Origin of the sequence: Anaerococcus sp. Marseille-Q5996 (genome assembly GCF_946893725.1) — a bacterium.
GTDB classification, from domain to species: Bacteria; Bacillota; Clostridia; order Tissierellales; family Peptoniphilaceae; genus Anaerococcus; species Anaerococcus martiniensis.
The window spans coordinates 106035-127964 of record NZ_CAMPPE010000003.1 but is presented as its reverse complement, the minus strand read 5'-3'; the positions used below and the strand labels follow the sequence as shown (position 1 = coordinate 127964).

Genomic DNA, 21930 nt, shown 5'->3' with positions numbered 1-21930 from the left:
TTACTTACTATCTTGATAAGTTGTTTGCTAATTCGTATAGGTGTTCATCAAATTGAGATTTTGTGCTGACTGCATCCTCTATGCTAACTTCTATGAGGCTTCCATCAACATACCCAATTGCTAAATTAGTTTTTTCCTCAGCAAGCAATTCTACAGCACGGGCTCCCATTGTAGATCCTAAAAGCCTATCTGCAACAGATGGAGACCCGCCTCTTTGCACGTGGCCTAGGATTGTAACCTTTGTCTCTATTCCTGTTTTTTCTTCTAATTCTTTAGCTATGGAGTATGGATCGCCTACACCTTCTGCAAGTGTTATTAGATGGTGAAGTTTTCCTCTTTTTCTACCATGCTCCATTTTTTCAACTATATCATCCATAGAAAATTCATGTTCAGGAACAATTATTGATTCTGCTCCACCAGCTAGACCTGAATAAAGACCTAAATCTCCGCAATTTCTACCCATTACTTCAATGACAACAGCTCGACCGTGGGAACTAGATGTATCGCGTAGCTTACCGATAGCATCACTTACAGTCTCCATAGCTGTAAAAAATCCAATTGTAAAATCAGTATAGCCCATATCGTTATCTATAGTTCCAGGAATACCAATTGTTTTAATGCCAAGATCAGAAAGAGCTTTAGCTCCCTTAAATGATCCATCTCCACCAATTACAATTAGCCCCTCTATGCCATAATCAGATAAGATTTGAGCTGCTTTTTTTTGACCTTCTTCATTCGTAAATTCAGTACTTCTTGCAGTACCAAGGATAGTACCACCCTTGTGGATAATATCTGCAACTGATGAAACATTCATTTCATAAATGTCACCTTTCATCAATCCATCATATCCATTTCTGATGCCCTTAATCCTCATTCCATTATTTAAAGCTGTTCTAACTGCTGCTCTTATGGCTGAGTTCATACCAGGTGCATCGCCACCGCTTGTTAAAATACCTATTGTATTCATATAAACTCCTTAAGTTAACTTAACATTTTCTTTTCCTAAAAATTGTTCTAATTTCTCTATATTTTGGTCGCTGGTGTCTACCCACAACCTTTCATCAAGCTTAAAGGATTTGTTGCGGTCTTCAAAATATACTACAACTGGTGTTTTACCACTGTACTCCTTTAATACTCCTCGTAGATTATTATACTCGTTATATTTAGTTTTTAAGTATAAAGTTCTTAAATCTAAGCTATCAATGTCTATAAACTCCTGGCACAGAAGTTTTATATCTTCATCATCCACTTGTAATTTACCCTTAACTAGCACAACATTATCATCTTCTATTAAATTTCTGTATGTTTTGTAGGTTTCTGGGAAGATTACCATTTCTATTGACCCATGTAAGTCTTCGATGTTTGCAAAAGCCATTAGGCTTCTTTTTTTGGTCATTATTTCTGACTTACCGGTTATAATACCAGCCATAGTTACAAATTTATTATCAAGTCTTGTAATTTCTGGATCAGTTAGTTCATCCTTATAATTTGTTCTAAAAGTAATTGTGTTTTTTAGCTTATCATTGGCTTCGCTGAGCGGGTGGTCAGAAATATAAAATCCTAGCACATCTTTTTCTAATGATAATTTAACTTTTTTTGGATATTCGCTTATATCTGGAAATGTTATATCTTCAGTTGGATTTTCATTTGTTTGACTAGCCATGTCTAGCAAATTCATTTGCCCTTTAACATTTACTTTTTGGCCCTCATGGACAGTTGCCATTGCTTTTTCATAAACGGCCATTAGTTTTGACCTAGCATAGCCCATAGAATCAAAAGCTCCTGCCTTTATCAATGACTCCAGTCCTTTTTTATTTAAGGCCCTACTATCGTAAGCTTCCACCCTTTCTAAAAAGTCTTTAAAATTTAAAAACTCACCATCTTTTTGCCTTGAAGATATAATTGCATTTATAAAATTTATCCCCAAATTTTTTATACCTGATAATCCAAAAATAATCTTACCATCTTTTGCAAAAAACTTTTGAAATGACAAATTAACATCTGGAGCTATTACCTCTATGCCCATGGATTTTGCTTCACTAACATATAAATAAAGTTTTGATGCACTATCCATAACAGAGGATATTAGATTTGCCATATATTCTTCTGGAAAATAGTGTTTTAAATATGCAGTTTGGACTGCAACTAAAGAGTAAGCGGCTGAGTGGGATTTATTAAAGGCATATTTTGCAAAGGAAATCATCTCATCATAGATTTTATTTGCTGCCCTCTCACTTACCCCATTGCGGATACATCCTGGGATAATTACTTCTCCATTTTCATCTACTTTACCATTTACAAAAATTTCCCTATTTGCTTCCATGATGTCCATTTTTTTCTTACTCATGGCACGTCTTAAATTGTCAGCTTCTCCAAGAGAAAATCCTCCCAGCTGCTGGACAATTTGCATTACCTGTTCTTGATAAACTATAATTCCATAAGTAACTCCTAAAATTGGTTTTAGTTTTTCATCTAAAAAAGATACATCTTTTGGATTATTTTTGTTATGGATGTATGTTGGAATTTCATCCATTGGCCCCGGCCTAAATAATGAGTTTGCTGCAACCAAGTCATCAAAAACTGTAGGTTTTAAATTTTTTAGGAAATTTCTCATCCCTGTAGATTCAAATTGGAAAAGTCCAATTGTTTTTGCCTTATTAAACTGGTCTATGATATTAGGATCATTTTCATCTATGTTTTCAATGTCAACATCTATACCACGATTTGCTTTAACATCCTTTATGGTATCTTTGATGACTGTAAGATTTCGAAGACCTAAAAAGTCCATTTTTAAAAGTCCCAGCTCCTCAATTTCTGTCATATTAAATTGTGTTACAACTTGGTCATTGGATAAGGCTAATGGAACAATATCTGTCAAAATTTCCTTACTCATTACCACACCTGCCGCATGGATTGATGTATGACGTGGTAATGATTCTACTTTTCTTGCAGTATCAATTAGCCTTTTACTTTCAGCATCACTTTCATAAGACTCTTTAAATTTATCTGACTCTTCTAGGGCGCGATCTAGGGTCATATTTATAACTGCAGGAACTAATTTTGCGATTTTATCTACTTTCCCATAAGAAATATCTAAAACACGACCTACATCACGGATAGCATTTCTAGCCTGCATCCTACCAAAGGTTACAATTTGGGATACGTGATCACGTCCATAAAGCTCGTTCACATACTCTACAACTTCATCACGTCTGACATAGTCAAAATCTATATCTATATCAGGCATGGAAACTCTTTCCGGATTTAAAAACCTTTCAAAAATCAAATCGTATTTTAGGGGGTCAATTTGTGTTATATCCAGTGCGTAAGAAACCAAGGATCCAGCAGCAGATCCACGACCTGGACCAACTGCTATGTCATTTTCCTTGGCAAACCTTACAAAATCCCAAACGATAAGAAAATAATCAATGTATCCCATATTATGAATTACATTTATTTCCTTAAGGGCACGAGCTCTTATATCTTCATCCACATTTTCATATTTTTTTGCTAGCCCCTCATCGACTAATTGGGTTAAATATTCCAAATTAGTCATATTTTCTGGTAATTTAGTAAAATATGGCAAGTGTGGGTGGTGGAATTCTATTTCGACATTGCACATTTGTGCAATCTTATTTGTATTTTCCAAGGCACGATCATAGTCTTTAAAGATAGCATACATTTCATCGGGAGATTTCAGATAAAACTCATCGCACGGCATCTTCATCCTGTCTTCATCTTTTAATAGCGCCCCTGTTTGTATACATAAAAGAACATCTTGGTAAAAACTATCTTCCCTGTTTATGTAGTGGACATCATTTGTAGCAACAAGTTCTATATCCAAATCCTTATGTATTTTTACTAGAATTTCATTAACTCTTTTTTGTTCAGGAAGGCCATGGTTTTGTAGTTCTAGGTAATAATTATCCTTACCAAAAACTTCTGCATATTTTTTTGCTGTTTCATATGCAGCTTCAATATCATTTTCTAAAATTCTTTGATTGACCTCTCCACTTAGGCAAGCGCTAAGAGCAATAATATCATCAGAATATTTTTTTATAAAATCAAGGTCTACTCTAGGTTTATAGTAATAACCATTTACATATCCCTCAGAAACTATTTTCAAAAGATTTTGGTAACCATTATTATTTTTTGCAAGCAAAATCAAATGATAATATCGTTTATTACTAGGATCTTTAATTAAATGGTCTTTTTCAGTCACATAGACCTCGCAGCCAATAATTGGTTTTATGCCAGCTGCAGTGGTTTTTTTATAAAACTCAATTACCCCATACATTTGACCATGGTCAGTAATTGCTAGAGAGTCCATGCCGAAAGACTTGGCTTTTTCAATTAATTCATCAATTCTTGAAAAACCATCTAGCAAGGAATATTCAGTGTGCAAGTGTAAATGAGTAAATTTGTTTTCCATCATATCTCCCAAAATAAAAAGATTTGCTTATCACAAATCTTCCGCCATTTTTATAAATTTTTGTAACCTATAATTTACCTTTGATTTGCTCATAGCTGGCTTAACCATTTCTCCCAGTTCCTCTATGGATGCGTAGGGATTTTCAAGCCTTAAGTTTCCTATTTCAATCATATCATCTGATAACTTTTGAAATTCATTTTGCTTAATCAAATAGTTTATTGCATCTACTTGTTTTAAAGATGCATGAACAGTTCTATCAATATTTGCCTTATCAAAATTAGTTTGCCTATTGATGTCATTTCTTATAGACCTCATAGCTCTGACATTTTCTAATTCAAATAAAGATTTATTGGCCTCAATAATTGCCAAAAAATCTGAAATCTTATCGCTATCTTTCAGATAAACTACGTATGAATCTTTTTTGACATTTACTTTTGGATTTAGTTCAAATATTTCCATCGATTTTTTTAGTAAATCTGCGCTATTTTCATCATTTGAACTAATTTCTAAATTATATCCTCTCTGAGGATCGTTTACCGATCCCTTAAAAACAAAGGATGTTTTTAAAAAAGATTTTATCTCATCAAAGGATACATCTTCCAAATCCCTAGGATTATTTATAAAAAAATTACTGCTTTTATCCATTATGTCTTCAGATATTTTACTTTCCTCGATAATTACCGTAAAAAGTCTATCATCATTGTTCAAATCTTTTATTTCAAAGGTTGATGAGTAGTTATAAGCATCTTTTATAATATTGTAAATGTATCTAGCTTCAGTATTTGAATAAGTTTTAAAAACTATTTTGTAGCCACTATTTGAAATCCTAATTGAACCTATAAAATCTAGCACGCACATAAGTTCTGCTAGTGGATTGATCGGTTCTTTTTTCAGGACTTCTTTTTTACATCTTTTTGAAAAAGACATATTATCACCTAGTTAATTTATTTTTCACCTTGTCAATTGTTTCTTGGTCAACTTTTGCATATAGCAAATATTCTTCAAAGCTTTTGTATTTGCGTTCTATATATTCATATGCTTCTTTCATGGCATATGGATTTGTAATTCTAAATACAGAATATGGCTCATCCTCATCATATCTTTCGATATATCCTAGATATGCCGAAGAAATTTCATAATCTGCAATTATATCTGCACGGCTTACATTTGCTAGCCCCATCAGTATCATTGAAATAATTCCTGTGCGGTCCTTGCCCTCTTGGCAGTGAAAAAGAGTTGCCCCATCAGTATTTGCAAAAACTTCCATTATTTCTTTAATCTTTGGAAAATTATCAATCAGATTTCTATAGGTTGATCCGATAGATATTTCTCTATTTATAATCTGTTCTATTTCTTCTTTGCGAAACTCATCGTTTGGCGCAAGAGAAATATTGTGAAAATTAAAGTTATCATATAATTTTTTGTGACTATCACTTTCAAATGGGATTTCTCTTTCTCGTCTTAAATCGATAATAGCTTCTACCCCATAGTCTTTAAGAATTTTTACTTCTTCATCACTAATATCATCAAGATTTGCAGCCCTCAAAAAATTCTTCCATTGAGTGACACTACCATCCATGGTCGGCACTCCTCCAATTTCTCTTGCATTTTTTATATTTTCCAAAGGTAGTCTTTTATAATACTGCATTTCACCATTTTTCCTTATCTCTATGTTTTTTTACAACTATGTAATCTTCATTTTTAAGTTTTTTGTACATTCTTTCTGCCATATAAACCGAACGATGCTTACCTCCAGTGCAACCAAACGCAATTGTTACTGTGTTTTTGCCTTGATTTTTAAATTCAGGTATTAGATAACTAATCATCTTGTAAACATCATTAGCAAAATTATCTATGATTTTGAATTCATCTAAGTAATTTTTTAGTTTTTTATCAGTTCCATTTAAGGGTTTTAATTCTTCTATGTAAAATGGATTTGGTAAAAATCTCATATCAAAGACATAATCAAAGTCTTCACTTATTCCATTTTTATAACCAAATGATAGAAGATTTACTATCATCGAATCTTTTTTTTCTAAAGAATCTTCTATAACTTTCTTTAGTTCCTTAGCTGTATAATTACTGGTGTCTATAAATCTATCAGAAATTTTTCTAATATCTTCTAGAAATAATTTTTCTTTCTCTATCCCATCAGACACATTTCCAAATTCTCCTAATGGATGTGGACGGCGTAGTTCGTTATATCTTTTTAAAATCATGCTATCACTGCAATAAACGTAAATAATTTCAGTATCAGCATTTTTTTCTTTTAATGATTTGAAGGACTCGTACATATTACTATCAAGATTGTGGGATCTAAAATCAATTACAACTGCCATCTTGTCGATAGGTTTTTCTTGAGTTTCATTAAGTTCAATAAATTTCTCTATCAAATATGCTGGAGAATTATCCATAGCATAATAACCCATATCTTCATATGCCCTTAAGGCAGTAGTTTTTCCAGAACCACTTAAACCAGTAATTATTTTAAGTTTCATTATAATTCTCCGATTAGTTTAACCTCACGTTCTAAAGTAAATCCTGTTTTGTCATAAACAATTTTCGCAACTTCTTCAATAAATGCAAGCATTTCAGCACTTGTTGCATTTCCTCTATTAATTATAAATCCACAGTGTTTTTCACTCACTTGGCAATCACCAATTCTATATCCCCTTAGTCCACATTCATCAATTAACTTTGATGCATAAGAACCTTCTGGTCTTTTGAATGTAGAACCAGCAGATTTTTTATCAAGTGGTTGCTTGGTTTCACGGCGATTTGTATAATCTTCGTATTTGCTAAGTGCTTCATCTAGACTGTCTGAGCTAAGTTCAAAAACTGCTGATGATACTATAAGGTCTTGTTCAAATATTTTTGAGTGTCTGTATGAAAAATTCATTTCTTCATTGGTAAATTTATATTCATTTCCAGCAAAATCAAAGGCCTTTACACTAACACATACATCTTTTATTTCTCCGCCATAGGCACCAGCGTTCATAGCAACTGCTCCACCAACAGTCCCTGGAATTCCAGAAATTTCTTCCATGCCGGTTAGGTGGTTTGCAATTGATGTTGTTGCAGCCTTATTTAAAGATGTTCCAGCTAGAACTGTCATTGTTGTCCCATCAAAGCTTATGCCATCATAATTATCAGCTAAAACTAAAACACATCCACGGATGCCCTTATCAGTTACAAGTAAATTAGATCCTAGACCTATAACCGTTGTTTTTATTTCATTTTCATAGTTAAATTTTAATAAGTTTTTTAATTCTTCTTCATTACTTGGTTTGATAAGTACATCAGCAGGTCCGCCAATGCCCCAAGTTGTGTAATCTTTTAAGGGTTCGTCAAAAAGTATTTCTCCAAATCTCTTTCCCTCATAAATAGATTTGTAATCCATATATCCTCCTAGATTTAATAAATTAAATCAAAGTTTTCTATTATTTTATTATACCTTAATTTGCTTTCTTTGTTCATTATAAAAAAATTTGTAATTTGTCCAAAGTTTTGGTAAAATAATAAAGATTAATTGTAAAAAGCTAGGAGGTGTTTATATGGCAAAAACATGCGAAGTTTGTGGCAAAGGTACAAAAGCAGGTAAAACTGTAACTTTCTCACACAAAATCAACAACAGAACTTTTAAACCAAATGTGCATAGAATAAGAGCTATAGTAGATGGATCTCCAAAATCAATCAACGTATGTACTAAATGTTTAAAATCTGGAAGAGTACAAAAAGCATAATCGAGTGCTTTTTTTATTTTGAATTCAAAATAAAACCACTAGGAAATTTCCTAGTGGTCTTTTTTTTGTCTAGTTTGATCCGTCTCTGTCCCAGAATCTTTGTTTTGTTAAGTTTTCTATAAATTTATCTATATCTTTACTATCTTTTGTGACCATTACCCCGTCAGCTTTTTCTTGCTCGCTTGAAAGAATGTCACTTGCATCACCAATTAACCAAATTGGTTTGTAGTGTTTGAATGTTTCTTCTACAAATTCTCCAACATTTTTGCTAAAGTCATGGCTAGGTTTCTCTGGAACAACTACTATTAGGGCATCTTCTAGCACTGGATGTACTGTTTCGTATCTATGTTTTACCATTTGCCCATCTTTTGTATCTTGTAGGTCACCTTGGATAATTTCTGCTTTTGCTTTATTATCTTTAATAGATTTCACTAATCCTTTAAAGTCAAAGTCATCATCATTGTCAGAGTAGATTCCTACTTTTAATGTATCTGCCTTAAATATTGTATCTTCTTGTGAAAATTCTGGCATTTTTACTGCTTGGGCTTCCTTGCTAGGCTTAACTCCTGCTGGATCAAATCCTCTTTCCGCATTTGGTTTTTGAGCACCAACATTTTTTGCAATTTCTTCTGCTAATTTTTCATCTACATTTGCAAACATATCTACAACATTTTGTCTAATTTCTGATCTTCTTACCTTAGAAAGTTCGAATGAAAATGCATCTTTTATGTGTTTTTGTTCTACTTCACTAAGTGATTTATAAAATGCAGTAGCTTGGCTAAAGTGATCTCTAAAGCTATCATCACGGTCTTTTATAACTACTCCATCAATTTTTTCTTGATAGTGTTCATATCCGCCATTTTCTGCTGATTCATAATATGGTGATTGGTCATCAATAGTTGACTTATGATATGCAACTGGCCCTTTGTTAATCATATGTTGGTGCCAACCGTCTCTTTGGTTATTGTGAACTTCAGAAATTGGTCTATTGATAGGAATTTGGGCAAAGTTTGGTCCACCAAGTCTTAAAAGTTGTGTATCTGTGTAAGAGAAGAGTCTTCCTTGTAATAGTGGGTCGTTTGTAAAATCAATACCTGGGATTACATTTCCTGGATTAAAGGCAACTTGTTCTGTTTCTGCAAAGAAGTTGTCTACATTTCTGTTTAATGTAATTTCACCTATTTTAATTTTTTCAATGTGTTCTTCTGGCCAAACTTTTGTTGGGTCAAGTATATCAAATGGGAAATCAAATTCTTTTTCTTCTGGTAATAATTGTACACAGAAGTCCCAAACTGGATAATTTCCTTCATCGATAGCATCATATAAGTCTTTTCTTTGACTATCTGGATCATTACCAGAAACTTTTAATGTTTCATCCCACACTCTAGAATGTACACCTAGTTGTGGATTCCATTGGAATCTTACAAATGTTCCTTTTCCCTCAGCATTTACAAATCTAAATGTATGGATACCAAATCCATCAATCATTCTAAGTGATCTAGGTATTGCTCTATCACTCATTTGCCACATTGTCATGTGTGCCGATTCTTGGTTACGGCTTACAAAATCCCAGAAAGTATCATGAGCTGATTGTGCTTGCGGTACTTCTGTATCTGGCTCTGGTTTTACTGCGTGTACGAAATCAGGGAATTTTATTGCATCTTGAATAATGAAAATAGGCATATTATTACCTACTATATCGTAGTTTCCTTCTTCAGTGTAGAATTTTAGGGCAAATCCACGTACGTCACGAGGTGTGTCTGTAGATCCTCTAAATCCTGCTACTGTCGAAATTCTTGTAAATAATGGTGTTTCTTTTCCTTCTTCAGTAAAAATAGATGCTTTTGTATATTCACTCATATCTTTTGTACATTTAAATACACCGTGAGCACCTACACCACGAGCATGAACGATTCTTTCAGGAATTCTTTCATGGTCAAAGTGCATTATTTTTTCTCTTAAATGGAAGTCTTCAATTAGAGTTGGACCGCGTCTGCCAGCTTTTAAAGAAAACTCATCTTCAGCCATTTTTAGACCCTTATTTGTTGTAAAGGCCTTATTTTTATTATCAACTTTATTATATTCTAAATCTTTTTGCTTAGCATTATCTGCTACTTGCTCAACTTTATCTATATCCGGAGGAGTTAGGGGAGCTTTTTTAAAATCATGCTCTTTATTACTGTCTTGTTTTTTTGCCATTATTATCTCCTTTGTTTTTTTATCATTGCGTCTGTATATACATACCCTCAAATAAAAAAAAGCCACTTTTAAAGTGACTTCTGTTTAAATATTTCATAGTATTTATTTATTTGTTCTTTTATATCTTTACCAAATACATCAGATCCTGATACTATCTCGTCTGCACCAGCATCAATGACTTTTTCTACATTTGTTGTTTTAATTCCACCATCTACTTGGATTTTAACATCCAAGTTGTTTTCGTCAATATAAGCTCTTAGTATTTTGATTTTTTCAATAGAATCTTCCATAAATGTTTGTCCACCAAAACCTGGCTCAACACTCATAACTAATACTAAATCTATTTTTTTAAGATATGGGATTATTAAATCAATATCAGTTGCAGGCTTAAAGGTAAGTCCTACTTCCATATCATTTTCTTTAATTTTATCTATGGTCTGGTCTAGATTTTCGCAAGCTTCATAATGAATTGTTAGCCTATCTACTCCAGAATTTTTAAATTCTTCGATGTACTTAATTGGTTCAACAATCATAGCATGGGTGTCAAAAAAATAATCATTTTTGTCTCTGATATCTTTAATAACTTTAAAGCCAAAAGATATATTTGGTACAAAAATCCCATCCATTACATCGATGTGAATCATTTTTAAATCAGTACCAGTAGTTTTGTCCAAATCCTTTTGTAAATTTGAAAAGTTACAGCTTAAAATTGATGGGGATAGTTCTACCATTTGTTTTCTCTCCTATCTTTAAGTTCATTAAATATCATCAGATAATTTTCATACCTTGATTTTGCTATTTGACCATTGGCTAATTTTTCTTTTACTTTACAATTTGGCTCATTTATGTGATTGCAATTGTTAAACCTACAATTACTATCAGCCATTTCTCTAAAAGTATATTTTAGATTGTTTTCATCTTCTAAAAAATCAAAATCAAAGCTATCAAATCCTGGGGTGTCAAAAATGTATGTGTCATTTTCTATGGTAAATATTTCCGTATGGCGGGTAGTGTTTTTTCCGCGTTTTAGTTTCTCAGATATTTCACCAATTTCTAAGTTATTTTCAACTAGATTATTTAAAAAAGTTGATTTGCCTACTCCAGATGCTCCCGATACTGCAGAAGTTTTTCCTTGTAGGATTTCTTTTATTATATCTACTGGGAAATCATTATAATTATCTAAAGTAAGGATAGTATAACCAATTTTTTGATAAATATCAGTTAAATTATTAATTTTTTCGCTAGTTGCTAAGTCTTTTTTCGATAATACTATAACCACATCGATATGCTCGTATTCGCACATGGATAGGTATTTATCAAGGTTGTAGAGATTAAGGGGTGGATCATTGATTGTTATAAAAACTAGCATTTGATCTACATTTGATATATTTGGTCTTTTTATTGTGTTTTTTCTTTCCAAAATTTCTGTAATATAAGCATTATCTTCATCTTGGATGTCAATTTTTACATCATCACCTACCAAAGGCTTTATGCCTTTTTTTCGGAAATTGCCGCGTGCTTTAGCCATGTAAATTTTATTGCCAGTTTCTACATAATATAATTCTTTTTGAGCTTTGATTATTTTTCCATTCATTACTCTACCCTATACACTCCTAGGGTTTGATCATCTACGATTACTTCAAGACTTGCTCCATATCTAGCTTTTACATTTAAGATTAATAAGCCTTCATTATTTAAATCTGCACTTGTCATTGTTTGATTGATTATGGCTTGGTTTCTTTGCCCATCTACTATATCAAATACCATTACCCTAAATTGATCTTTTTCTTCTGGCAAATTAACCCTTAAAACAACGTTTCTTAGACCGTTTGTATCAGCATTTTGATTATTTTGGTCTTCTTGTTGATTATCTTCTTCTGGACCAAGGCTAATTGTAAGGTCAATTTTAGAATTACTTGCTACTTGTGTTCCATTTGCAATAGATTGGCTAATTACCAGACCTTTTTCTACACTTGTACTGTTTTGATATTTCACATCACGCAGGCTAAGTCCGTATTGGTTGATAATAGCTTTTGCATCTTCTTCAGTTTTTCCTGTTAAATTTGGAACTTCAATTGTGTTTACTCTTTGATCAGATCCTGTACTTACTGTTACATCAACTTCGCTTCCTGCTTGTAATTTCGATGTAGACCTCGGAGTTTGACTGATTATTAAATCCTTATCTACACTATCACTAGTCTGAGGATTTGTTCTGCCCAATCTAAGTCCTATTGCTTTTAGCGTTTCGTCAGCTTGAGAAAGGGTCATATTTCTTAAATCTGGTACTTCTACCTCACGGCCACCACTAATCACAAGGTTTATTACCGTTCCTCTGTCCACCTTTGAATTTTGTTCAGGATCCTGGCTCATAACCTTACCGATTTCGTACTCATCGCTTTCTTCTGTTCTAGCAATATTTGCTTTTAGACCGCGTCTTTCTAGTTCATTTACAGCCTGACTTTGGTCAAGGTTTAATACCATTGGTACTTCAACTTTTTCTCCAGTATTTGTTCTGCCTCGTAAAAAATATACTGCTGAGACCAATATTAAGGCTAAAAGAAGCAATGGCCAAAGTTTTTTATCTGATTTTTTGCCTTTCTTTTTTTCCTTATCATCAGGATTTGAAACATAAACTGCTTCCTTTTTTTCTTCTTCCCTATCAAGTTCTACTTGAGCTTGATCATTGTAAACTTTTTGGTATGAACGCTCTTGGGGTACTACAATTGGTATTCTTGCAGTATCAGTTAATTCCTCTTCCATGATAAAATTTTGATCTTCTAAGGCATCTATTAATTCTTTTGCATTTAAAAATCTGTTTGCTGGATCCTTATCTAAAAGCTTCATTATAATGTAATTTAAATGATCTGATAGGTTTGGATTTAGATTTTTAGCAGGCTCTGGTTTATCTTGTATGTGCATTACAGCAATACTTACGGAATTATCAGCATCAAATGGAACTTTTCCAGTAGCCATTTCATACATAACAGCTCCTAGAGAATATAAGTCAGATTTTTCATCTACTATTTTCCCTTTGGCTTGTTCTGGTGAAATGTAGTGGACTGTTCCTAAAATGGAGCTTGTGTAAGTGATAGTAGCATTTGATGATACCCTGGCTATCCCAAAGTCTGTTACTTTTAAGAGTCCATAATTATCTATCAAGATATTTTGTGGTTTGATATCCCTATGGATAATTCCTGCTTGGTGGGCAGTTTTTAAAGCCTGGGCTATTTGTATAGAATAGTCGATTATATCAGGATTTGAAAGCCTTTTTTCATTTACAATCAAATCTTTTAACGTCTGGCCATCCACAAATTCCATAACTATATAGTATATACGTTCACCCTTATAAAGGTCCTCTCCTATATCAAATACATTTACAATATTTATATGTGAAAGCTTTGCAGCTGATTGGGCTTCGTTATTAAATTTTTTTAGAAACTCGCTATCCTCAGCGTATTGGTCTTTGAGTATTTTGATAGCTACAAACCTATCTAGGAGTCTGTCTTTGGCCTTATAAACCTTTGCCATACCTCCTACACCGATCTGTTCTATAATCTCGTACCTATCGTCCAAAATTATTTTTTCCATAATACCCTCTTAAATTTTAACGGTTGTTACTGTTATATTGTCTCTGCCGCCTGATTGGTTGGCAGCTTCGACAAGTTTATTTGAAATGTCATAAACATCTGAATTTTCGCTAATGATTTCTTTAATCTTCTCAGTGCTTACTTCATTTGTTAAACCGTCTGTTACTATTAAAATCACATCACTATCTATCATTTCGATAGTTTTGCTATCGATATTTACATCAGGTCCTATGCCCACAGCACGTGTTATTGCGCTCTTGTTGATAAAGTTTTCTGCTTCATCTTCTTTTAAGGCCCCGCTATCGATTAGCTCGTTTACTAGAGAATGGTCTTTTGTAATTTGACTTATTTGGCCATCCCTATACAAATATAATCTCGAGTCACCAATGTGGCTGATGTGATATTTATTATCTTTATAATCTAAACATAGGCAAACTACTGTTGTGCCCATCTTCTCTTCTTTCTGGCTGGCAATATGATATACTTTTTCATTTGCATATATTATTGCTTTTTCCTGAAAATCAGTAACTGAGCTAAAGTCGCCTAGATTATTATTTTCTATAAATTCAGTAAAAGACCTACTAGCAAGTGAACTAGCTAATTCTCCATCGCTGTGACCACCCATGCCATCTGCAACTATAAAAAAATCATAGTTATCAATTGAAACATTGCTGTAAGAATCTTCGTTTGTTTCTCTAAGTTTTCCAATGTTAGATATGGAAGAAAATTTCATCTTTACCTCGCATAATTATTTCTTAGCTGACCACAGCTAGCATCTATGTCTTGACCCATGGAGTATCTAATTGTAGCATTTAGTCCATTTTTTGAAAGTTTATCTTTAAAGTCATTAATAACTTTTTTGCTGGTTTTGCCATGTTTAAATTCTTCAATTGGATTTAAAGGAATTAAATTGATATGTACATTTTTCCCACGCATGAGTTTTGTAAGATTTTCCACATCAACATCCCTATTATTTACCCCATCTATAACTACATATTCAAAAGAAACGCGCCTTTTGGTTTTATCAAGATAATAATCGGTTGCTTTTAAAAGACCATTTATATTGTATTTGCGAGCCACAGGCATATATTCTTTTCTCTGCTCATCTGTTGGATAATGTAAACTTACAGCAAGATTTACATCAAGGCCTGTGTCAGCTAGTTCATAAATTTTTTGTGTTAATCCAGAAGTTGATAGATTAATTGACCTATGTGAAAGATTTCTACCCTTTTCGTCTGTGATAATTTCTATAAATTTTGTTATGTTGTTAAAATTATCCAAAGGCTCACCTATGCCCATGATTACAATATTATTTATATCACCATTTAATCTTTCAAGCTCATAGACTTCATCAATTATTTCTGATGCGCTAAGGTGTCTTACAAGTCCATTTTTAGTTGATGCACAAAAAGTACATCCCATCCTGCATCCTACTTGGGAAGATATACAAATAGTCTTGCGATCATCATATTCCATAAAAACCGCTTCTATAATATTGCCATCATTTAGTTCAAAAAGATATTTTTTTGTAGAGTCTATTTTAGATTCGTAAGTTTCGAGTAGTTTTACCTTTTGAATTTCAAAATCCTGGTCAAGTTTTTCTCTCATATCCAAGGGTAAATCTGTCATTTGATCAAAATCATTTATTTTATTAACATGAATTTGTCTAAAGACTTGCTTTGCTCTAAATTTTTGAAAACCTAGATTGGTAAAAATATCTTCTATTTCTTTAATTGTCTTATCATTTATAGTTTGTTTCATATTAAATCTTCTTAAATTTACTTATAAAAAATCCATCAGTTTTGTCTATATAATTTACATATTCTATGTAATCTTTGCCTTCAATAGGTATTAGCTCTAAATCATCTTGTGATGATAAAAATAAGAAATTATCCTTATTTTCAATATCTCCTATTGTACAAGTTGAATAAACCAGAACTCCGTCTTTTTTCAAATATTTTATAGCTTGGTCTAAAATATCTTTTTGTAATTCTGCCAATATTTTTATATCATCCATGCTTCTATTATAGCGTATTTCAGGTTTTCTTCCCATAACGCCAAGTCCTGAGCATGGCGCATCTACAAGGACATAATCAAATTGACCCTCATATTCTTTCTTAAAGATGCTAGCATCAAAACTGTTTAATTTTATATTTTCTAGACTCAATCTATCAATATTTTCTTTTATCAAAGGCAATTTTTCTTTTGATATATCGTTTGCTACAATTTGTCCCTTATTTTTGATATACTCACCTATATAGGATGTTTTTGTACCAGGGGCAGCACATAAATCAAGGATTTTTGAATCTTCTCCTGGATCTAGGATTTCTATTGTTTTCATTGATCCTTCTTGCTGAATAGTAAAAAATCCATTTTTAAACTCATCTGTATTTACAAGACCAGATGGATTTAATACTTTTAGAGCATTTGCTGATAGATTTCCATTTTCTACTTTAAAACCCTTATCTTCTAAAGTCTTTTTTAATTTATCTTTATCAGTTTTTAAATTATTTACCCTTATAGATATTATCTGTTCGCAATTAATATACCTTAAGAAATTTTTGGTATATTCTATCCCATAATTATTAAATATATAGCGGGTTAATTCCTCTGGTAGAGAATATCTGATAGATAGGGATTTTATATCATCGCTTTCTTTTATCTTTGCAATTTCTTTTTCATCTCTTATAAAGTTTCTTAAAATTGCATTTACAAAAGCAGCTGATCTTTTATTTTTTTTCTTAGTTAATTCCACTAGCTCATTTACAATTGCATAATCTTTGGTATTTAGAAAATGAATATTATATATACCAATTTCTAAGATGATTAAAACTGATGAATGGATTTTTTTAAGTCGGACAGTAGAAAGTTTTCTGATTATGTAGTCTAGATAAATTTTATTTTCCAAAACTCCATAGACATTTTTGGTCACAAATCCTAAATTATTTGCAGTATCCGCAATCTTATTTATTTCATCATTTGATTTTGCTTCTTTATTTATAACCCTATCAAGTATATCAAAGCTTAATTCTAAATCAGTCATCTAGGATAATTCCTTTTTTAAAGTCATTGCCCATCAAAAATGACTTGGTATCCATAGCTTTTTTGCCAGGAAATTGCAATTTATTTATTTTAATTGCCCCATCCCCAGTACCAATTACAATATTATTTTTGCCATCAGCTTCATAGATATAGCCTGGCTTTGCCTTATAGTTTTCTAAAATTTCAGCTTCTAAAACTTTTACATTATTTCCTTCATAGGTAAAAAATGCTGTTGGAAAATCAATTAGAGCCCTAATTTGATTATAAATTTCAAAACTAGATTTTTCCCAGTCTATCTTTCCCATTTCTTTGCTGATTTTTGAAGTATATGTTGCAAGCTGATCATCTTGTTTTATGCGATTTTGGTAAACTTCATCAAAATTTAAAATCGTATCACGTATTGCTTTTGATCCCAAGTCGGACATTTTTTCCTCAAGGCTGTAGTAATCATCATTTATATCCACAACTACAATATTTTTCATTAAAATATCACCACTATCCATACCTTTTTCTATAAGCATGGTAGTTGGCGAAGTTTTTGTATCTCCATTTAGCAAGGTAAATTGCATTGGTGCTGCTCCCCTGTATTTAGGAAGTATAGATGGATGAAGATTTATTATACGGTCATTAAATTCTTCTAATAGTAGTTTCCCAATTAGCTGGCCAAAGGCTACTACCACTATAAAGTCAATTTCTAACTCTTTTAACTGATTTACAAATTCTTCTGTATTTACAGAATCAGGGGTTATAACTGGAATATCATTGTCCATAGCATATTGCTTAATTGGGGTTGGAGTGACCTTGTTTCTAGATCTTTTCTTATCTTTTGATGAAACTACTAGCTTTACATCAATATTTTCTTCCTTATAAAGAACATCCAAAGTCTGCACTGCAAACTTTGGATTGCCCATAAAACATATATTAAGCATTTTCGACATCATAATTAATTTCATCTATATATTTATCTCTAAAAAGCACCCCATTTAAATGGTCAATTTCGTGAGATAAAATTACTGCTGGGAAACCATGAGCATCCCAGATTTGTTCTTTACCATTTTCATCTAAATATTTAACTTTAACGTGTTCTGGTCTTTTAACAGTCGCGTTAAAATTAGGTATAGAAAGACAACCTTCTACTCCTACTTGTTCTCCATCAGCCTCGATAATTTCAGGATTAATTAGTTTTACAAGTCCAGTTTCTTCATCGCGTGGATCTACAACTATAATACGCTTTAAAATACCTACTTGTGGAGCTGCTAGACCTACTCCATCAGCGTGGTACATTGTTTCGCCCATATCTTCTAATAAAATTTTAATTCTGTCTGTTATTTGAGGGACTTTTTTGCATTCTTTTCTAAGAATAGGGTCTCCTTCAATTCTTATATTTCTAATAGCCATATGTTCCTCCTATTTACTCATATTTTACTTTTTGCCCAGGATATAATCAATTTTTATCAAAGTCTATAGAATATACCTTGCTAATCCCATCATCACCAATAGTAACACCATGGATTTTTTCTGCAAGCTGCATGGTTGTTTGTCTATGAGTTATCATTATAAACTGAGAGTTCTTGGATAATGATGTTAGGTATTCGATATATCTTTTAATATTTGTCTCATCAAGGGCTGCATCAATTTCATCAAGAATGGCAAATGGTGCTGGGTTTGTTTCAAAGATTGCAAATAAAAGTGCAACTGCAGTCAGTGCCTTTTCTCCACCTGATAAAAGTGATATGGATTTTAAAGATTTTGATGGTGGTCGAGCCTCGATTTCAACTCCTGCTAAAAGTTGATCCTCACTATCCAGTTTTAACCTAGCATCTCCACCCATAAATAAAATCTTAAATATTTCAGTAAATCTGCTATTGATAATGTCAAAATTTTTCTTAAACTCATCCTTCATTTCATCTTCCAAAGTCTTGATAAGTTTTTCAATATTTGCTTTGGATTCCTTCAAATCCTTTACCTGACTATCGATAAAATCAAATTCTTCCTTTGTATTTTTGTAGTCAGCAAGTGAATCGGCAGTAAAATATCCGATATTATTTATATTTTTTTGAAGATTTATCAATTCACCTTTATTTACTTTTTCAAATTTTGTATCTCTATATATTTTTTCAAGTTCTTCAATATCTTTTGTTAAAAAAGCTTTAATTTCATCAATAAGATTGTCATAGTCTTTTACAACCGATTCATATTTATATGTTAATTCTACTTTTTTGATATTTGCTTTGTTTAAGTCTTCTTCTAATTTTTTTGCAATTTCAATTTGTTTGGCATTTTCCTCCTTACTCTTTGTAAGCATTTCATTTTTATTTGCCAATTCTTTTTCTAAATCGATTGTATCTTTTGATAAATTTTCAATCTGATCTTTAAGTTTTTTATTTTCAGATTCAGCTTTTGCAATAAGATTCTCAGTTTCAATTTTTATTTTACTTTCTATCTTCTTGCTTTCTGATATATTTGATAGTTCAGCCTTTAAGCCTGCAATAGCATTTTCTATCATATTTATATCACGACTTAAGATCTCCACCCTGTTTTGATTTTTTATTAATTCAGCTTGTAATTCTTTTATCTGGCCTTCATTTTCGCTTATTTTATTGCTATTATCTTTAATAAGATTTTCAATCTTAGATTTTTTATTTTTCAATTCATCTAGATTTAGGGAAGAGTTTTCATTTTCTACGATATTTATATTTTTATTTAATTCTTCCTTTTGCTCGTTGATATTTTGCAGCTTATAAGAAAGATTTGATATTTCATTATTAATATCGTAAATAACTATTTTTGTATCTTCAAATACTTCTTGCTCTTTTTTACTGGCTACAATTAAATTATTTTTTATATTTATAAGCTCATCTAGTTTATTTTTAATCTCCGTATATAATTTTTTAAGGTCTGTAATTTTTTCTTTATTCTGCTCTAATTTTTTGTTTCGATTTAGGATTCCGGTATTTGATTTTTTATTTTTATTTGATCCTGCAACCATAGAACCCCAGCTATTTATTACATCTAGATTTAAAGTTATAATTCTATATCCCTTAATTTTTTTGGATAGATTTGTAGCATCATCTATATTTTTTACAACAACAGTAGATCCTAAAAAATGATTTATAATAGCTTCGTATTTGGGATTAAAATCAAGCAATTCATTGGCCATTGCGATTACTTCCGGCTCATTTGGTTTTGATTTTTTAAAAGAATTTATAGAATCAATTGGCAAAAATGTGATTCGTCCAATATTGTTTTTATTTACAAAATTTATCAGGGTTTTACTATCATCTTTTGTTCGAGTTACAATATTTTGAACAGCTTGTCCCATAAGATTATCGATTATTTCTTCATAGCCGTTTTTTACATTTATCAGATTTGCTAAGGTATCTTCGTATAAATAATCCAGATTATTTGCCTTAGTCATATTTAAAAAGCTTTGGACAGAGTAAAAATAACCTTCATTAGAGTCAATAAGATTTTTGTTAAACTTATATTGATTTATTGCTGTTTTTAAATCAATATTGATACTATTTAAGTGTTTCTGATAGTTATTTATATCATTATCAATATTTGTTAAATTATTTTGTGCATCTTCTATATTTTCACTTATTTTTTTACTTTTATCTAGATTTTCTATTTTTTTTGCAGAAAGATCGTCTAGTTTTTTATTGATATTATTTATTTCAAAATCTAATGTTTTTAATTTTTCTTGATTTTCAGTAATTTCAGCGGCACGTTTTTGTTTAAGAATTTCATTTGTTTTTGCATTTATCTCTAAATCGTATATTTGCTTAGTGAGTTTTTCATCTTCAGATTTTAAAATTTCTATATCAGTATTTAATTTATTATTTACTTCATTTAAATTACTAATTTTTACATTTAAATTTAAAATATTATCTTTTGATATATTTATTTCATCAGTTTTAGCCTTAAGATTGTGTTCATCCTTTGATATATCATCATTAAGCTTTGCTGATTTTTCTTCATTTGATGCAAGGTTTTGACTTATTCTATGCAAATCTTTTGTGTTGTAAGTCAATTCCTTATTATTTAATTCAATTTTGTTTTCATTATTTTCTATAATTTTTCTCGATTTAGAAAGTTTATTTTCTATATCTTCTTTAGTTTTACTTATTTGATCAAAGCGTTCGTTAAATGGGATTAAATCTTTGTTTAAATCTTTTAATTTATGATTTTTATCTTCTAAATCATTAACAATTTCTCTGATTTCTTCATTTAAATTTTGTTTTTTTTCTAAAAGGCTAGCAGATTTTTCTTTTACATATCCATAGGCTTTTTTATCCAAATCAGCACTTAATTCTTGCCATTTTTCATAATTTTTTGCTTCATTAGATAATTTTTCTAAGTCTTTGGCCTTATATTCCCACTCACGCTCGATGACTTCTAAATCATCACTAACTTTTGTAAGTTTTTTGTTTGCTTCGTCTCTTCTGTATTTGTGTTTTGAAATCCCACTTGCTTCTTCAAAAAGAGCCCTTCTTTCAAAGTTTGATGAGCTAATTATTTCATCTATTCTACCTTGACCGATTAAGGAATAACCTTCTTTTCCAATTCCAGTGTCTAAAAATAATTCACGGACATCCTTTAATCTGACTTTTTTGCCGTTAATCTTATATTCGTTTTCACCATCACGATATATACGGCGTCCGATAACAACTTTTTCGTAATCAATGGCTAAAGATTTATCACTATTGTTAAAAACAAGGTTGACTTCTGCAAGATTTAGGGAGTTTTTTCCCTCTGCTCCTTGGAAAATGACATCATGCATTTTTGATCCACGTAGAGATTTTACAGACTGTTCACCCAAAACCCATCTTATGGCATCGGAAATATTTGATTTTCCAGATCCATTTGGACCCACTATGGCTGTGATTTGTTTTTCAAATGGTATTGTTGTTTTGTTCGCAAAGGA

General features: G+C 31.6%; 17 protein-coding genes. 1 reads left to right on the top strand and 16 read right to left on the bottom strand.

The features are described from left to right. Positions 1-7: 7 nt before the first annotated feature. Genes pfkA through murB form a run of 6 tightly spaced genes read right to left on the bottom strand, consistent with a single transcriptional unit; the run spans position 8 to position 7832 of the window. Positions 8-967, bottom strand: a complete 960-nt coding sequence (pfkA, locus tag OC526_RS05040; protein WP_262122515.1) for a 6-phosphofructokinase — start codon at positions 965-967, stop codon at positions 8-10. 9 nt (positions 968-976) lie between these two features. Next, a complete protein-coding gene (locus OC526_RS05035) occupies positions 977-4432 on the bottom strand; it encodes a DNA polymerase III subunit alpha (RefSeq protein ID WP_262122514.1) in 3456 nt (1151 codons plus the stop codon). Positions 4433-4462: 30 nt separating this feature from the next. Beyond that, positions 4463-5359 (bottom strand): DNA-binding protein WhiA, encoded by an 897-nt coding sequence (gene whiA / locus OC526_RS05030; protein WP_262122513.1) that lies wholly within the window; start codon positions 5357-5359, stop codon positions 4463-4465. A 4-nt stretch (positions 5360-5363) separates the two neighbouring features. Next, positions 5364-6080, bottom strand: coding sequence for a tyrosine-protein phosphatase (locus tag OC526_RS05025; RefSeq protein ID WP_262122512.1), 717 nt, complete (start codon positions 6078-6080; stop codon positions 5364-5366). A 1-nt stretch (position 6081) separates the two neighbouring features. Beyond that, entirely contained in the window at positions 6082-6930 is an 849-nt protein-coding gene (rapZ, locus tag OC526_RS05020; RefSeq protein WP_262122511.1) for an RNase adapter RapZ, read from the bottom strand. Beyond that, entirely contained in the window at positions 6930-7832 is a 903-nt protein-coding gene (murB, locus tag OC526_RS05015) for a UDP-N-acetylmuramate dehydrogenase (RefSeq protein WP_262122509.1), read from the bottom strand. The genes rapZ and murB overlap by 1 nt, the downstream gene beginning before the upstream one ends. A 154-nt stretch (positions 7833-7986) precedes the next feature. On the opposite strand from murB, the gene rpmB reads away from it, so the two are divergent. Beyond that, positions 7987-8175, top strand: a complete 189-nt coding sequence (gene rpmB / locus OC526_RS05010; protein ID WP_262122507.1) for a 50S ribosomal protein L28 — start codon at positions 7987-7989, stop codon at positions 8173-8175. A 69-nt stretch (positions 8176-8244) separates the two neighbouring features. Here the strand turns inward: rpmB and OC526_RS05005 are convergent, their stop codons facing one another. The 10 genes from OC526_RS05005 to smc all read right to left on the bottom strand — a co-directional run bounded on the left by OC526_RS05005 (position 8245) and on the right by smc (position 21909). Further along, positions 8245-10374 (bottom strand): catalase, encoded by a 2130-nt coding sequence (locus OC526_RS05005; RefSeq protein ID WP_262122506.1) that lies wholly within the window; start codon positions 10372-10374, stop codon positions 8245-8247. A 68-nt stretch (positions 10375-10442) separates the two neighbouring features. Further along, the gene (rpe, locus tag OC526_RS05000; protein ID WP_262122505.1) at positions 10443-11105 is read right to left on the bottom strand and encodes a ribulose-phosphate 3-epimerase; all 663 of its coding nucleotides are present in this window, start codon (positions 11103-11105) and stop codon (positions 10443-10445) included. Beyond that, positions 11099-11968 carry a ribosome small subunit-dependent GTPase A gene (gene rsgA / locus OC526_RS04995; protein WP_262122504.1) on the bottom strand — a complete coding sequence of 290 codons (870 nt, stop codon included), beginning with the start codon at positions 11966-11968 and terminating at the stop codon, positions 11099-11101. Before rsgA ends, rpe begins: the two co-directional genes overlap by 7 nt. Then, on the bottom strand, positions 11968-13962 hold the full coding sequence (pknB, locus tag OC526_RS04990) for a Stk1 family PASTA domain-containing Ser/Thr kinase (RefSeq protein ID WP_262122503.1): 1995 nt from the start codon (positions 13960-13962) through the stop codon (positions 11968-11970). Before pknB ends, rsgA begins: the two co-directional genes overlap by 1 nt. A gap of 9 nt (positions 13963-13971) precedes the next feature. Further along, positions 13972-14694 (bottom strand): Stp1/IreP family PP2C-type Ser/Thr phosphatase, encoded by a 723-nt coding sequence (locus OC526_RS04985; RefSeq protein WP_262122501.1) that lies wholly within the window; start codon positions 14692-14694, stop codon positions 13972-13974. Positions 14695-14696: 2 nt separating this feature from the next. Continuing rightward, positions 14697-15722 (bottom strand): 23S rRNA (adenine(2503)-C(2))-methyltransferase RlmN, encoded by a 1026-nt coding sequence (rlmN, locus tag OC526_RS04980; protein WP_262122500.1) that lies wholly within the window; start codon positions 15720-15722, stop codon positions 14697-14699. A 1-nt stretch (position 15723) separates the two neighbouring features. Then, positions 15724-17004, bottom strand: coding sequence for a 16S rRNA (cytosine(967)-C(5))-methyltransferase RsmB (rsmB, locus tag OC526_RS04975; RefSeq protein ID WP_262122499.1), 1281 nt, complete (start codon positions 17002-17004; stop codon positions 15724-15726). Beyond that, complete coding sequence (gene fmt, locus OC526_RS04970) at positions 16997-17932, bottom strand: methionyl-tRNA formyltransferase (RefSeq protein WP_262122498.1); 936 nt, start codon at positions 17930-17932, stop codon at positions 16997-16999. The genes rsmB and fmt overlap by 8 nt, the downstream gene beginning before the upstream one ends. Next, complete coding sequence (def, locus tag OC526_RS04965) at positions 17925-18401, bottom strand: peptide deformylase (RefSeq protein WP_262122497.1); 477 nt, start codon at positions 18399-18401, stop codon at positions 17925-17927. The genes fmt and def overlap by 8 nt, the downstream gene beginning before the upstream one ends. 46 nt (positions 18402-18447) lie before the next feature. After that, the gene (smc, locus tag OC526_RS04960) at positions 18448-21909 is read right to left on the bottom strand and encodes a chromosome segregation protein SMC (RefSeq protein ID WP_262122705.1); all 3462 of its coding nucleotides are present in this window, start codon (positions 21907-21909) and stop codon (positions 18448-18450) included. Positions 21910-21930: the final 21 nt, after the last annotated feature.